Here is a 15,066-nt window from a genome sequence, read left to right as displayed (position 1 = left end):
TTGAGGAGTACGCGTGAACGGCAAGATTCCGAGTTTTCTCGTCGGCACTGTGTGTCTGGCATTGTTGGCCTCGGCCTGCGGTAGTGATGATTCAGACAATCCCGCGGACTCGTCCCCGAAGTCGACGAAGTCGATCACGGTTGCAGCGAGTGACGTGAAGGTCGCCGACCCGGCCGCCGCGAAGACGCAGCCCCTTCCGGGCGAGTCCGAGGCGACCGGGACGCCGATCAAGATCGGCTTCCCCTACACGGACTGGGAGGCGCTGAAGCAGGCCGGCTACCCGTTGGCGTTCCGTACTGATGACGAGGAGCAGATCGACGCCCTGGTCGATTGGGCGAACGCTCACGGTGGCATTGCCGGACACCCGATCGATCCCGTCCCCGTCAAGGTCACGACGGTCGACCCCAACGCCCTGCAGGCGGCCTGTCTGAAGATGACCCAGGAGGAGAAGACCGCCCTCGTTGTCGACGTGGGCGTGTTCATCGGCAACCCGTCCTGTGTGGTGCAGCAGAACAACACCCCGATGCTCACCACGTTCCCGGGATCGGACTCGGAGTACCTGAAGCAGTTCCCGAAGCTGTCCGGCGGCGCGGCCACCCTGGAGCAGGCAGCGACCGACCTGATCGGTGGCGGCGCCGAGATGGGCTTCTTCGACATCCCCGGCAAGTTGGGCATTCTGCGCAACGGCTGCGACCCGGACTCGGTCTGGGACGGACCCAATGGCGTGTATGCCCTGCTGAAGCAGCTGGGCATCACCAGCGATGACTACGTCGAGTACAAGAACGCCTGCGACTTCGCGGTGACGGCGGGCAAGACCGCGACCCAGGCGCTGCTGGCGTTCAAGGCCGCGAACGTCACCAAGGTGATCGCCGGTACCGGATCGGCGATGGAGAAGACCGTCTCCGCGCAGGGCCAGCGGCAGGGCTTCCAGCCGGCCTGGCTGATCGGCGACTTCGCCTCGACCATCCAGAACACGACCCTGTTGAACAACGACAACATTGACGGGGCCTACGGCGTCAGCGGGACGGCACTCACCTATGAGGGCAGCGAGAGCGCTGCTCTTTGTGACGAGATCTTCACCGGCGCCGGGCTGCCCGCGATGAAGGGCATTGATGTCGATCTCAGTGCCGCCTATCACTGCGATGCGGTCGTCCAGATGGTCCAGATCGGGGCCTTGATGGACAAGGACGCCGAGGTCACCACCGAGTCCTATGCCGAAGCGGCCCAGAAGGCAGGGAACCTGTTCTCAGCCCAGACCTACGGGGTGACCTACGGCGAGGGCGACATGCTCGGCGCCGACAAGGTCGGGCTGTTCCGCTACGACGCTGACAAGAAGGCGTGGAAGCAGCAGGGCGAGACCATCGTCGCGCCGCACGTCCCGCAGAGCTGAGGACGCGCGACCGCGCGCACTGAACGCGGTGTTGGCGCGGGAGCCCCGAGGCCCCGCGCCAACGCCGAACAACGCACCTTTCGAAACGTAGACACCAACCAAGGGAGTAGGGACCGATGAGCAGCGAAGATCGCCTGGTCGACGTGGTCATCGTCGGGAGTGGCGGCGGAGCCCTCACCGCGGCACTCCGCGCCGTGACTCTCGGACTCGAGCCGCTCGTGCTGGAGAAGACCGAGTACGTCGGAGGCGCAACCGCCATGTCAGGCGGCGGGATGTGGGTTCCGAACAACCCGCTGATGAAGGCGGAAGGGATCCAGGACTCGTCGGGGGACGCGCAGGCGTACTTCCGTTCGGTCGTCGGGGACGTCGGTCCGCAGTCGTCGATCGAACGCCGCGCGTCGTACATCGCGAACAGCCCGAAGATGGTCGAATTCCTGCAGACGATGGGCGTCAGGTTCAAGCGCGCCGCCGGGTGGCCGGACTACTACTCGGAGTCGCCTGGCGGCAAGGCAGATGGGCGATCGGTCGAACCGACACCTTTCGACACCAGGCAGCTCGGCGCCTGGGAACCGCGGTTGAGGCCGGGGATCACGATGGGGATCGGGATCGTCGCGACCACCTCTGAACTGATGCGCCTCGGCTACTGGAACCGGAGCATCAAGGGCATGGTCACCGGGCTCCGGGTGGTCGGGCGGACCAAGGTGTCGAAGTGGCGGGGCCGTTCGCTGGTGTCGCACGGCGCCGCGCTGATCGGCATGCTGCTGGAGGCCGCGATCGCCCGTGGTGTTCCGATCTGGACCGACTCGCCGGTCGAGGAGCTGGTCGTCGAGGACGGCCGGGTCGTCGGCGTGGTCGTCGTCCACGAAGGTGAGCGGATCACGGTCCGGGCCCGCAAGGCTGTGTTGCTGGCCGCTGGGGGCTATGCAATGAACCAGGAGATGCGTGACAAGTTCGCTCCGCACCAGCCCGGCGGATTCACCTATTCGAACCCCGGGGACACCGGTGAGATGCTCGTCCAGGCGATGAAGCTGGGGGCAGCCACCGCGCAGCTCGACGAGGCCCTGTGGACACCCAACCCGGCGATGCCTGATGGTTCTCCGGCGCTCTTCCAGGCCGCGAGCATGGGCATTGTGAAGACCCGTCCCGGTGCGATCCTGGTCGATCAGGACGGCGAGCGTTTCACCAACGAGGCGGGCTCGCACATGGACATCGGGCAAGCCATGTTCGCCAGGAATGCTGCCGGGCGAAGCGTGCCCAGTTGGGCGGTCTTCGACGACAGGGCCCGGCGCCGGTACACCTTCGACAGGGTGCCGGGGCAGCTCAAGAAGGAGCTGATCGACGGAGGGTTCGTCATCCGCGCCGACACCCTGGAAGAACTTGCCGCCGCCTGCAAGGTCGATCCGACGGGGCTGGCAGCAACGGTTCAGCGCTGGAACACGATGGTGGCGAACGGCCGTGACGAGGACTTCGCTCGCGGCGAGGGTGCCTACAACCGGTACCAGGGTGATCCGCTCAAGCGCGGCAACAACGGCCTGGCGCCGATCTCGCGGGCGCCGTACTACGCCGTGGCCTACGTGCCCGGCGATGTGGCGACGCTCGGTGGGGTACTCACTGACGAGCATGCACGCGTGCTCGACGAGAGCGGTCAGCCGATTCCGGGTCTGTACGCCGCCGGCAACATCGCGGCGACGGTCATGGGCCGTACCTACCCGGGGCCGGGAGCGAGCATCGCGCACACCTGCACCTTCGGAATGGTGGCGGTCGACCATGTGGCCGCCGGTTCCTAGGGCCATATTCATTAATTAATTCACGGCGAGATTCAATTGCATTCTTCTAATGTCATTTAATGCTTGACATTGACTTCTCGCCATTGCAATATTGCCGAAACTTTCCATTTGCGCGACCTGCATTTTCATTCACTTCAGGAATGGACTCGGGGTCGCTGAGGGCAATGTGACCGTCCGCCAGGAATGGCACGAAGGAGATGCAGTGACCACTCAGATCGAGAACCCGGCAGCGCACGGCGCGGGCGAGGTCGACCTGCCCGAGGTGGAGGTCATCCCCCTCCTTCCCGACCCGAGCGTCGACACCTCGGGCGTTCCGTTCCGCATGGTCGACGGGGTGCACATTCCGGCTGACCGGTACTACGACAAGGACTTCGCCAGGCTCGAGAACCGCAAGCTCTGGATGCACACCTGGATGTGGGCCGCCCGCGTCGAGGACGTCCAGATGCCCGGTGACTACATCGAGTTCCAGGTCGCCGAAGAGTCGGTGATGGTCGTCCGGGTGGACGAGAACACCATCAAGGTCTTCCACAATGTGTGTCCGCACCGGGCCACCCAGCTGGCCGTGGACTGCGGATCCTTCAGTGGAAAGCAGATCGTCTGCCCGTTCCACGGCTGGCGCTGGAATCTCGATGGGACCCAGTCCTACCTCTACGCCCGCAACGGCTTCGTCGCGGAGTCGATCGACCCGTCGAAGATCAACCTCAAGGAGGTCCGGTCCGAGATCCGGCACGGCTTTGTCTGGATCAACTTCGACGACGAGGCACCGTCGCTGGGCGAGTTCCTCGGCGACATGGACCGCCACCTCGAGCCGATGTGGATGGACAAGATGCGGGTCCGGTGGTGGAAGTACATCGACCTGGACGCCAACTGGAAGGTCGCCACCGAGGCGTTCATCGAGGCCTACCACGTGATGCAGGCTCACCCCGAGCTCGCCTTCTACGCGGTCGGCGACGACTATGACGCCGACAAGCTGGCGTACCACCCGAAGGGCAACGGCCACTACAACGTGGGCGCCGCCGAGCGTCCAGGTGGGTACACCCCGCCGGTGAAGGACATTCCTTTCGGGCAGTTCTTCCTCGAGCAGAACCGGGTCATGTTCGAGGGCACCGACGCGTACATCACTGCGCGTGAGGAGTTCATCAGCGATCGCGTGCGGCACCAGGACATTCCCGACGAAGCGCTGGTGACGACGTTCTTCGAGCAGTACTACGCCTACGCGGCGGATGCCGGGATCGCGCTGCCGCCCCCGGACCCGGACGCGTCCGGATACGGATTCATCTTCCCGAACATGGTGTTCCTCGGTTTCACCGGCAACCTCCTGCTCTACCGGATCCGGCCGCTCGGTACGGACCCGAACGTCTGCCGGTTCGAGGTCTTCGCGCTGCAGATCCCGATCGAAGCAGAAGGCGAGCAGGCCCCGGCGCGTGCCGAAGGACCACTCCAGGTCTCCGACCTGCCGTTCGTGCTCCGCCAGGACGTGGAGAACATTGCGCGTCAGCAGGCCGGATACCGGAGCAGTGCGTTCACCGAGACCACCATGTCGCCGCGCTTCGAGACGATGATCTTCGGAATGCACAACGAGATCGACCGCTACCTTGCGCAATGACAGCCGCAAGGTCATCGCCGGGACGATGACGGTCGAGCCGGCCGGGCACGTGGTCGACGTACTGGCCGGAGAGTCGTTGATCGAGGCTGCGTGGCGCGAGGACTTCCACTGGCCGACACTCTGCTACGGCGTTGGCAAGTGCACCGCGTGCCAACTCGAGGTCATCGACGGTCTGGACCGGCTGTCACCCCAGACCGAGGCGGAGCGCGCGATGCTGACCGACTTCGCCATGCGCCGACGTCGAGTCCACCCGCAACGGCTCCGGCTGGCCTGCCAGGTGCGAATCAGCGGCGACGTCGTCGTCCGCAAGCCCGGGGTGCGGCCTGCCGACCCAGAGACCACAAGGAGTTCAACATGACCACCCAGATCACTGCCGAGCCCGATGGCGAGATCGGAGTCGGGGCCGAGGTCCTGCTCGAGATCTTCACGACGGCCGCGAAGATCAAGCAGTACGACGACACCTACCGAGCTTCGATGAGCGCCGGAAAGGTCAGCGGGATGTACTACTCGGCCCGCGGCCAGGAGCTGATCCCGTCGGCGATCAACGCGGTCATCGGTGCCGATGACTACGTGCTCACCATGTATCGGGGCGTGCACGACCAGATCGCCAAGGGCGTACCGCTGCCCACGCTGACCGCAGAGTTCTTCGGGAAGGCCAGCGGCAGCTGCAAGGGCAAGGGCGGCCCGATGCACCTCACCGACGTCAGCTCCGGCCTGATCGTCACCACCGGGGTGGTCGGTTCCCAGATCCCGATCGCTGTGGGCGTCGGCCTGTCGGCCCAGATGAGGGGCACCGGTCAGGTCGCCGTTGTGAGTTTCGGTGACGGCGCCGCCAACATCGGCGCCTTCCACGAGGCGCTCAACCTGGCTTCGCTGTGGAACCTTCCGGTGGTCTTCGTGTGCCAGAACAACCTGTACTCCGAGTACACGCCCTTCGCTGACGGCACCTCGATCGACCAGATCGCCAAGCGCGGAGCGTCGTACTCGATGCGGTCCATCCATGTGGACGGCAACGACGCCGAGGCGATGTACCGGGCGGCGCGCGTCGCCGTCGACGCGGCGCGTGCTGGCGAAGGTCCGACGCTGATCGAGGCGGTGACCTACCGCTTCAACGGACACATGATCGGCGACTCCATGGAGTACATGCCCAAGGAGGAGTTGGCGGCGGCCATCGAAGCCGATCCGGTGCTGCGGCTCCGAGCCTCGCTCATCGCCTCGGGACAGGTTTCCGAGGCCGAGATCGTCGAGATCGAACAGCGCCTGCAGGCCGAGATCGATGAAGCCTTCGAGTTCGCGATTGCGGCGCCGTTCCCCGATGTCGCCGAGCTGACCACCGACGTTTACGGGACGGAAAACCGATGACCATTCAAAGCCAGACCCAGGACGACGTGAGCACCGGCCGTCAACTGCGGATGATCGATGCGATCTCTGAAGCGCTCGACGTCGCGATGTCGATCGATGAGACCGTCTTCGAGTTGGGTGAGGACATCCAGGACCCCAAGGGCGGCGGGTGGGGCATCCACAAGGGTCTGTCCACCAAGTTCGGGCTCGATCGGGTGCGCCCGACGCCGATCTCGGAGCAGGCCATCATGGGCGCGGCCATCGGTGCCGCGATCACCGGCATGCGGCCGGTGCCCGAGATCATGCTGATGAACTTCCTGGCGGTCTGCTCGGACCAGTTGATCAACCACGCGGCCAAGCTTCGCTACATGTCGGGTGGACAGACCAACGTTCCCATCACGGTTCGCACGGCAACGGGAGCTGGCGGCGGTTTCGGCGCGCAGCACTCCGACATGCTCGAGGCCGTCCTGGCGCACACGCCCGGCCTCAAGGTCGTGATCCCCTCGACCGCTGCCGACGCCAAGGGCCTGCTCCTGAGCTCGATCTTCGACGACGACCCGGTCGTCTTCGTGGAGATGCATCACCTCTACTACTCCACCGTCGACGCGGTGCCTGAGGGCGACTACCGGGTTCCGCTCGGTGAAGCGAGGATCGCGCGCGCCGGCTCTGACGTGACGTTGATCAGTTGGGGCCGCCAGGTGCACGACTGCCTGGCTGTTGCCGAGACGCTCAGCGCGTCCGGGATCGAGGCCGAGGTCCTGGATCTGCGCACCCTGGTGCCGCTGGACCTGGACCGCATCCTGGCATCGGTCAGCAAGACACGTCGCGCTGTCATCGTTCACGAAGCGGTTCGCCGGGGCGGATTCGGGGCCGAACTGGCCGCAACGATCAACGAAGAGTTGTTCGGGCAGCTGCATGGGCCGGTTCGCCGGGTCGCTGCGCCCAACACCCCGGTGCCGTTCTCCTCGGTTCTGGAGGCGGCGTACATGCCCAGCAGGGCTGCCATCGAAGAAGCCGTACGCGGCTTGTGCAGCTGAGCACCAACTCACGATCCACGGACGCCCACGCGCGGCGGCCCGCTATCTGAAGAAGGAAACGAACGATGGAACTGAGCATCCCCCAGCTGGGCGTCACCATGACCGAGGGCACGTTGGCCGAGTGGCTCGTCGCCGACGGCGCGTCCGTCGGCGCAGGCGAAGCGCTCTACGTGCTCGAGACGGACAAGACCATGACCGAGATCGAGTCGCCCGCCGCCGGTGTGTTGACGATCAAGGTCGAACCCGGCGACTACGAGGTCGGCACCGTGGTCGGCGAGCTCAACTAGCCGTCGAACCGACGAGAAGCCGGAGGCTGGACAGCGATGGACAAGGTGGTCGGCGGTGTCGCCGAGGCGCTCGAGGGAATCGGCGACGGAGCCCGACTCTCGGTCGGAGGTTTCGGACTGTGCGGAATCCCGAGCGTCCTGATCGCGGGGCTCCTGGACAAGGGAGTCCGGGACCTCGTCACCGTGTCCAACAACTGCGGGGTCGACGACTGGGGCCTCGGCCTGCTGCTTCGCGAGCACCGGATCCGACGGATGGTTTCGTCATACGTCGGCGAGAACAAGGAGTTCGAACGCCAGTTCCTGGGCGGTGAGCTCGAAGTCGAGCTCGTCCCGCAGGGAACCCTGGCCGAGAAGTTGCGTGCGGGTGGCTCCGGCGTCCCGGCGTTCTACACCGCCACTGGAGTCGGCAGCCAGGTTGCCGACGGCGGCCTGCCGTGGCTTTTCGGCCCTGATGGTGAGGCTCTCGAACAGAGCCAGCCCAAACCCACGGCGCAGTTCGACTTCCGCGGAAAAGAGCGAACGTTCGTCCTCGAGGAGGCCATCGCCACCGACTTCGGCCTGGTCCGGGCGTGGAAGGGCGACCGCCACGGGAACCTGGTCTTCCACCGGTCAGCGCGGAACTTCAATCCGCTCGCAGCCATGGCCGGGCGGATCACGGTGGCCGAGGTCGAGATTCTCGTCGAGCCCGGTGAATTGGACCCGGACGAGATCCACTTGCCGGGAATCTACGTCCATCGGGTGCTCGCCCTCACGTCGGAACAGTCGGCGGAGAAGAGGATCGAGCGGCTCGTGGTCCGGGACCCGGCTGTCAGCGACGATGGGAACCAGGTCGTGGCCGGGGCTTCCGCGACGCCACCAGGCTTTGGCCTGAGCCGCGACCAGATGGCGGCCCGGGCCGCGCTCGAACTGTCCGATGGCGACTACGTCAATCTCGGCATCGGGCTGCCGACGCTGATCCCGGCGCATGTTCCCGAGAACGTCGAGATCGTGCTCCAGTCAGAGAACGGCGTGCTGGGGACCGGACCGGCGCCGTACGCCGACCAGGTGGACCCTGACGTGGTCGACGCCGGCAAGGCGACGGTGACCCTGCGTCGAGGCGCGTCCATCTTCGACTCCGCCACGAGCTTCGGGATGATCCGCGGAGGCAAGATCGACACTGCCATTCTCGGAGCAATGCAGGTCTCTGCGGACGGCACCATCGCCAACTGGATGATCCCGGGCAAGATGGTCAAGGGCATGGGCGGCGGCATGGATCTCGTCGGCGGTGCCCAGAAGGTGATTGTGCTGATGGAGCACGTTGCCAAGGACGGGACCTTCAAGGTCGTCGAGAGCTGCACCCTGCCGATCACCGGTGTTCAGGTGGTCTCGCGGATCATCACCGACCTGTGCGTCCTTGATGTCGCCGACGGCGGTCTGGTCCTGCGTGAGCTGGCGCCCGGGGTCACCGTCGAAATGGTTCGGGACCGGACCGGTCCACCGTTCACCGTCGACCTGACTGCCTGAGATGAAGCCTGCCGCGGTCGCGGCACGCCCGGCACAGGTGACGGTTCCGGTGTGGGCGCTCGCCGCCCTGATGACGGTGATCGGACTCAACCTTCGCGCCTCGCTGGGGTCGGTGCCACCGCTGCTGGACGACATCACCAGGGACCTCGAGCTCTCGGGACTCGAACAGGGGTTGCTGACATCGCTGGTCGTCGCCTTCATGGGGATCGGTGCGCCCGTCGGGCACCGGGTGGCGGTCCGGGTCGGCGCGGTCAATGGGATGGGCGTCGGTCTCGCGGTGCTCTCGCTCGGCTGCCTGCTCCGGTTGGTTCCTGCCGGCGCCCCGCTGCTGCTCTGCTCATGCGCAATCGTCGGCGCCGGGATGGGGGCGGCTTCGGCGCTCGTGCCCAGTCTGATCGCCAGTCACCTCTCCCGGATCCGGGGGCTCGCGGTTGGCCTCTACACCACCGGTACTGCGGTCGGTGTGGCTCTCGCTGCCTGGATCGCGACACCGGTGGAGGAATCGTTGGGGGGTTGGCGGCCAGCGCTCGCGTTCTGGGGCGTCATCGCGGCGGTGACCGCATTGGTCTGGGTCGCCACGGCACGGAGGCTTCCCGCTGACCCGCCTCCCGAGGGCCGGGTTGAGCGCCGCTTGCCGTGGCGCTCGCCGACGGCGTGGTGGATCACCTGGTTCACGGCTTCGGCGATGCTCATCGGCTTCAGCGGATTGGCCTGGGTGACGCCGCTTTTTCTCCACCTCGGCACCTCCGAACATCACGCGGCGGGTCTCTTCGCCGTCTTCCAGCTCGTCGGCCCTGTATCGATGGTGGCCGTGTCGTGGCTCACCGACGTCGTCGTCGATCGACGTCCGCTGCTCGCCGTGGTGATCACCGCGTCGACCACGGGCGTGCTCTTCCTGCTGGTGGCCCCGCTGACCCTGGCAGTTCCCTCCATGGTCCTGTTCGGCATCGGCGCTGGCGGGTGCTCGACACTCGCCCTGGTCTTGCTCGTTGATGTCACCCGCACCCAGGCGGACGCCACCCGACTCGGGGCAATGGTGATCCTGATCGCCTACCTCGTTGGAGCGACTGGTCCAGCCCTGCTCGGCATCCTCCGCGAAGCGACGGGAGGGTTCACCGCCGGCTACGCCGTCCTGCTCGCCATCGGGATCCTCTCCCTCTTGAGCGTTCCGATGTTCGGGCCCCAGCGCCGCCTGTGAAATGTGAAGCGGCCGGCCCCGAGGGGACCGGCCGCTTGGTGTCACTCAGAGTTGTGGGCGGACCTTCTCGGTGAAGGTCGTCATCGACTGGAGGACCTGCTCCTGCGGCTGGGCCCCGCCGCCGTCGAACCACAGCATCATTCCGCCGAGGCCGGTGTGACTGTGCAGTGAGGAGAGCTCCTCAGCGACGTCGTCGGGGGAGCCGACGATGAGCATCTTCCGCTCGACGTACTGCTCGAAGCTCATCGTGTCGATGTTGAGACCGACCTTGGGTCGGTTGCTCTTCACGTCGGTGAACCACATGTAGCCGTCCTTGAACTCACGCTGCGCCTGCTCCGTGGTGTCGGCCACGTGGATCGCCTTGAACTGCTGGCAGCGCGAGACGAGCTCGTCGATCTCGTCGAAGGAGTAGCCGGCAGTGCGGGCTTCCTCGCGATAGACGTTGACGAGGTCACGCGCCTGGTCGCGCGACGCAGCACCGAGGACGAAGGCGTGGCCCTGACGCGCCGCCTTGCGCAGCGACTCCTCGCTGGAGCTGACCATCACGTAGACCGGGGGAGTCGGCTTCTGGAACACCTCGGGGTAGATCGGAATCTCGTCGATGACCTCACCCGGGCCGGGAACCTGGAGATGCTTGCCCTGGTAGCTGACCTTGCCGGTCTGCCAGGCCTGCATGACGATGTCCAGGGTCTCCTGGTATCGCTCGTCGCGCTCGTCGAGGTTGACGTCGTACGCCTGGAATTCGACGGGGTCATAACCCTTGCCGATCCCGAAGTCGAGGCGGCCGCCGCTGAGTTGATCGATGTACGCGAAGTCCTCGGCGAGGCGAAGGGGGTGGTGCAGCGGCAGACGCGACACGGCGGTGCCGAGCCGGATGTTCTTAGTGGAGGCCGCGGCAGCCGCGAGCAGCATCTGCGCCGAGGACGTGATGCCGTAGATGCGGCCGTTGTGCTCGGCAGTCCACGCTCGTTCGAAGCCGAGCTTGTCGGCGTGCCTGATCTGATCGATCGCCTTGTTCACGATCTCGTTCGGGGTGCTCCCCGGCGGGATCGTGGACAGGACGAAGATCCCGTAGTGAAGGCTGGCTCCAGAGGTCATTGCATTCCAATCGACAATTAGTTGTTCCCGGTCAGGTGACGATCCGGGTTCCTGCCTGGGCAGAGGGACTGCTGTTCTGTGCAGCCGCGGCTGCATGTCCGCCGGCACGGCGGCCGGAGAAGACACCATCGGCCAGCGAGAGTCCGCTGACGTAGCTGTGCGAGCAGAGCCCGATCGCGCACCTGCCGGCGGCGTAGAGACCGGGAATCCGCTGGTTGTCAGGGGTGAGAACGTGGCCGGAGGTCTCGTCGACACGCAGACCGCCGAGGGTGAACACCGTCGCCGGGTAGAGAGGCGAGGCGTCAACGGAGATGTTGATCGCCCGGTACGGGCCCCGGCTGAGCGGCTTGCACAGGTTGGCCGCCTTGTGGGCCGGATCCCCGTCCGCGCTGCGGACGCCCTCGTTGTAGGCGTCGACCGTTGCGGCGAGTGCATCGGCAGGGACGCCGATCCTGGCTGCCAGGTCGTCGAGGGTGTCTGCCTTCTGATGGCCGGCCGTGAAGAGGTACGCCGTCTGCGGGATCTGGAACGCTTGCCGGCACTGTTTCCGGATCTGCCTACGGGCCCGGACCCAGGTCTCGTCGTCCACGATCAGGAAGCCCTTGCCCTGGTGTTCGGCGATCATGAACTCGGCCAGGCGGGCGCCGTACACGTCCTCGTTGATGATCCGCGTGCCCGTCGGCCCGACGGCGACGCCCTCGAGGAAGGCACTCGGCGGCGACAGGAACCTCCAGGCGGCCAGACGGTCCATGTTGACGGTGGTTCCGCCGGCAGAAACGCCGAGCCGCAGCCCGGTGCCGTCGTCACCGACAGTTCCCAGCGGCAGCAACGACTGGTACTCGGGGGCGTGCTCGGCCATCATCTCGGCGTTGAGCACGAATCCGCCGGCGGCCAGGATGACCGACTTCGCGCGGGCCGTGTGCGTGGTCGCGTGTCGTTGCCACAGAGCCTCGGCCTTGCCATTGAGCCGCGCGCCCAGGGGCGGCATCCAGTTGCCGAGCTTGGCACCGACCTTGCTCAGCCGGCGATGGCCGTCGGCGCTGTCGGCATTGACGCTCATGGTCCGGTAGGTCACGCCGACGACGACCCCGTCCTCGATGAGGAGTTCGCTGACCCTGCTGAGCGGCCTGAACTCGACGCCCTTGGCGATGGCGGCCTTCCGAACGGCGAGCGACAGCATCGTCCCGGACTGCACGCCCTTCGCCACCTGCCGGTGACCTCGGGCTGCTGGAACCGCATGGAGCCGGTAAGGCCAGGCGGTCTCGTTGCCTGAGTAGTACAAGTAGTGCGCATCGGTCGTGTACGACGCCTTGTAGGGGCTCAGCGTGCCTTCGAACTTGGCGCCCTGCTCCTCCAGCCAGTCGATCATGGCCGGACTCTGTTCGCAGAAGGCGCGGACGGTCTCGTCGGAAACGATCCCGTTCACTTCCTGACGGAGGTAGTTGAACATGTTCTGCGGGGTGTCGTGCACCCCGGCCGCCTTCTGGTGCCTGGTGCCGCCACCGGCGTAGATGACGCCGCCCGACAACGCAGCCGCACCGCCGCCGTACCCGCGATCGAGGACCAGCACCCGGGCACCGCGCTCGACGGCTTCGATGGCAGCGGCAGCTCCCGCGATGCCGAAGCCCACGATGACGACGTCATGATCAGTGCGTTCCACGTTCGAACTCCTTGGACTGAATGAGCAATTCGGAAAAGTGGAGAATATTCGCCACGCAGCGATTGAATTCGAACCAGGCTGGCATTTATGCAATCTTTCAAGAATTGCCATTGCCTGTCAATGAAATAGTCATTGTCCCTATGAATTCATGCTGGGATCAGAATGATTTCAGCGCGGTAGCCCGAGTACGCGCTCACCGATGATGTTCTTCTGGATGTCCTTCGTGCCGCCGACGATCGTCGTCGCGAACGTGCCGAGCCACTGTCGGGTCCAGTTGTTCCGGAGCAGGGCCTCGGTGCCGAGAATGTCGACCGCGAGGCGACTGATGCGCTGCTCGAGCTGGGTGTGCCAGGTCCTGATCGCCGTGGACTCCGCTCCCGGTTGGACGCCCATCTCTGAGGTCGAGATCTGCCAGTAGGCCATCGACCGGACCGCTGCAGCGTCCGCGCGAGCCTGGGCGAGTCGGTCGGCCAGGGCGGCGTCGGCCAGGAGGCCTCTGTCGCGAGCGATCGAGATCAACTCATCGACGTGGTAGATGTTGTAAAGGCGCATGTCCAGGAACGCAGGCCCGCGCTCGATGGCCAGCGTGGACATCGCCACGCTCCAGCCGTTGTTGACCTGGTCGACGACATTGCTGAGCGGCACCCTGACCTCGTCGTAGAAGACCTCACACGTCTCGTACTCGTCGGGGATCAGGTGAATCGGACGGACGTCGACTCCCGGTCGGTCCATTTCCATGATCACCCACGTGAGGCCCTTGTGGCGGGCCACGTCGGGGTCGGTCCGGACCAGCAGCTCGCAGTAGTCGGCGTACTGAGCCCCGGTGGTCCACATCTTCTGTCCGGTGATGACGAGCTCCTCGCCATCGATGACGCCGGTGGTACGCAGCGAGGCGAGGTCCGAACCGGAGGAGGGCTCGGAGAAGCCCTGGCACCAAGGCGACTCGCCCTTCAGGATCCGCGGCAGGTGGAAGGCCTTCTGCTCGTCGGTTGCCCGGGCGATCAGGGTCGGGCCGGCGTGGCCGAGCGCGACCTGGAAGACCGAGAACCCGGTCGGCGCACCGGCCCGAACCAGTTCCTCGTACCAGATGACCTGTTCGACCAACGACAGTCCGCGGCCGCCGTACTCCTTCGGCCAGTCGACGCCGGCCCAGCCGCCGTCGTACTGGCGGCGCTGCCAGGCGGCGTCCCAGGCACGGATCTCGTCTCGGTTCTTCAGGCCCGGGCCGTCGTGCGGACGGTCGTCGCCCGGGACGTTCTCGTGCAACCAGGTGCGCGCTTCGTCGCGGAATTCCTGCAGTTCCGGGCTGGTCAACAGTTCCATGGTCAGAATCCTCAGATCCGGTCGAAGGGGTTCGGCCACTGGTTGCCGAACTGGGGTTCACGCTTTTCGGCGAAGGCGCGCGGGCCCTCGTGCATGTCCCCGGAGAGCATCACTCGATGGATGACGGCCTCGTAGTAGCGCTGCTGCTCGGCCAGGAGCGCGTCGCGCCAGAACTTCAGCACCTTCTTGGTGCCCCAGACGGCGGGCTGCGAATTGCGTCCGATCATCTCGGCCTTCTCCAGCGCCGTTTCCAGCAACTTCTCGGCGGGGACGACGCGCTGGACGAGGCCCAGGCGATGGGCATCCTCCGCGCTGAGTCGGTCCCCACTCAGCATCAGGTCCATGACGGCGCCCATGGGCATCAGCCGAGGCAGCACGTTGACCGCTACGCCGGCCATGAATCCGCGCTTGGGTTCGAAGACTCCGAACCACGCATTCTCGGACGCGATCCGGATGTCGCAACTGATCGCGATTTCCATGCCACCGGCGATCGCCAGGCCGTTGACGGCCGCGATGGTGACCTTCTCGCAGGCAGCAATACCGGCAATGTCGGGACCGGGTGAGACGGGAAGTGCCGTGCCCGCGTCGGCGGCGACCATGTCCTTGAGGTCGAAGCCGGAGCAGAATGCCTTCTCGCCGACGGCAGTGATGATCGCGACGTACTGCGCGGGGTCCGCTTCGAACTCCCGCAGGCCCGCGGTCAGGTCGGCCATGACGGACCCGCCGACGGCGTTCATCCGATCCGGGCGGTTGATCGTGAAGACGGTGGTGGTCCCGTGCTTTTCGACGAGCAGGTCGGCCACATTTCCTCCTGAAGGCATCTCTGATTCACATTG

Annotated in this window: 13 protein-coding genes and 1 pseudogene; 10 read left to right on the top strand and 4 right to left on the bottom strand. The window is 65.8% G+C overall.

Annotated elements, in window-relative coordinates:
• The first annotated feature begins 13 nt into the window (after positions 1–13).
• The 10 genes and pseudogenes from HRC28_RS23275 to HRC28_RS23235 all read left to right on the top strand — a co-directional run bounded on the left by HRC28_RS23275 (position 14) and on the right by HRC28_RS23235 (position 10,149).
• Positions 14–1,390 (top strand): hypothetical protein, encoded by a 1,377-nt coding sequence (locus HRC28_RS23275; RefSeq protein WP_182377734.1) that lies wholly within the window; start codon positions 14–16, stop codon positions 1,388–1,390.
• Positions 1,391–1,506: 116 nt separating this feature from the next.
• Entirely contained in the window at positions 1,507–3,177 is a 1,671-nt protein-coding gene (locus HRC28_RS23270; protein ID WP_182377733.1) for an FAD-dependent oxidoreductase, read from the top strand.
• Between the two features lie 202 nt (positions 3,178–3,379).
• On the top strand, positions 3,380–4,783 hold the full coding sequence (locus HRC28_RS23265) for an aromatic ring-hydroxylating dioxygenase subunit alpha (RefSeq protein ID WP_182377732.1): 1,404 nt from the start codon (positions 3,380–3,382) through the stop codon (positions 4,781–4,783).
• Entirely contained in the window at positions 4,773–5,141 is a 369-nt protein-coding gene (locus tag HRC28_RS23260; RefSeq protein WP_182377731.1) for a 2Fe-2S iron-sulfur cluster-binding protein, read from the top strand. Before HRC28_RS23265 ends, HRC28_RS23260 begins: the two co-directional genes overlap by 11 nt.
• Entirely contained in the window at positions 5,138–6,145 is a 1,008-nt protein-coding gene (locus HRC28_RS23255; protein WP_182377730.1) for a thiamine pyrophosphate-dependent dehydrogenase E1 component subunit alpha, read from the top strand. Before HRC28_RS23260 ends, HRC28_RS23255 begins: the two co-directional genes overlap by 4 nt.
• Entirely contained in the window at positions 6,142–7,161 is a 1,020-nt protein-coding gene (locus HRC28_RS23250) for an alpha-ketoacid dehydrogenase subunit beta (RefSeq protein WP_182377729.1), read from the top strand. Before HRC28_RS23255 ends, HRC28_RS23250 begins: the two co-directional genes overlap by 4 nt.
• A 65-nt stretch (positions 7,162–7,226) precedes the next feature.
• On the top strand, positions 7,227–7,448 hold the full coding sequence (locus tag HRC28_RS23245) for a lipoyl domain-containing protein (RefSeq protein WP_182377728.1): 222 nt from the start codon (positions 7,227–7,229) through the stop codon (positions 7,446–7,448).
• 36 nt (positions 7,449–7,484) lie between these two features.
• Positions 7,485–8,255, top strand: a pseudogene (locus HRC28_RS25780) (CoA transferase subunit A); the annotation flags it as partial.
• Between the two features lie 75 nt (positions 8,256–8,330).
• Positions 8,331–8,951: a 3-oxoacid CoA-transferase subunit B gene (locus HRC28_RS25775; RefSeq protein WP_202033463.1), complete on the top strand. Its 621-nt coding sequence runs from the start codon at positions 8,331–8,333 to the stop codon at positions 8,949–8,951.
• A 1-nt stretch (position 8,952) separates the two neighbouring features.
• Positions 8,953–10,149: an MFS transporter gene (locus HRC28_RS23235; protein WP_182377726.1), complete on the top strand. Its 1,197-nt coding sequence runs from the start codon at positions 8,953–8,955 to the stop codon at positions 10,147–10,149.
• A 45-nt stretch (positions 10,150–10,194) separates the two neighbouring features.
• On the opposite strand, the gene HRC28_RS23230 is transcribed toward HRC28_RS23235, so the two are convergent.
• From HRC28_RS23230 to HRC28_RS23215, 4 genes are all read right to left on the bottom strand, one after another.
• Positions 10,195–11,247, bottom strand: a complete 1,053-nt coding sequence (locus HRC28_RS23230; RefSeq protein ID WP_182377725.1) for an LLM class flavin-dependent oxidoreductase — start codon at positions 11,245–11,247, stop codon at positions 10,195–10,197.
• Positions 11,248–11,278: 31 nt separating this feature from the next.
• On the bottom strand, positions 11,279–12,907 hold the full coding sequence (locus HRC28_RS23225; RefSeq protein WP_202033160.1) for an FAD-binding protein: 1,629 nt from the start codon (positions 12,905–12,907) through the stop codon (positions 11,279–11,281).
• A 168-nt stretch (positions 12,908–13,075) separates the two neighbouring features.
• Positions 13,076–14,230 (bottom strand): acyl-CoA dehydrogenase family protein, encoded by a 1,155-nt coding sequence (locus tag HRC28_RS23220; protein ID WP_182377723.1) that lies wholly within the window; start codon positions 14,228–14,230, stop codon positions 13,076–13,078.
• A gap of 11 nt (positions 14,231–14,241) precedes the next feature.
• Entirely contained in the window at positions 14,242–15,033 is a 792-nt protein-coding gene (locus HRC28_RS23215; protein ID WP_182377722.1) for an enoyl-CoA hydratase-related protein, read from the bottom strand.
• Positions 15,034–15,066: the final 33 nt, after the last annotated feature.

Origin of the sequence: Nocardioides sp. WS12, assembly GCF_014108865.1 — a bacterium.
Lineage (GTDB): Bacteria > Actinomycetota > Actinomycetes > Propionibacteriales > Nocardioidaceae > Nocardioides.
Note: the sequence above shows the minus strand (reverse complement) of the source record. Positions and strands in the feature narration are given on the sequence as shown.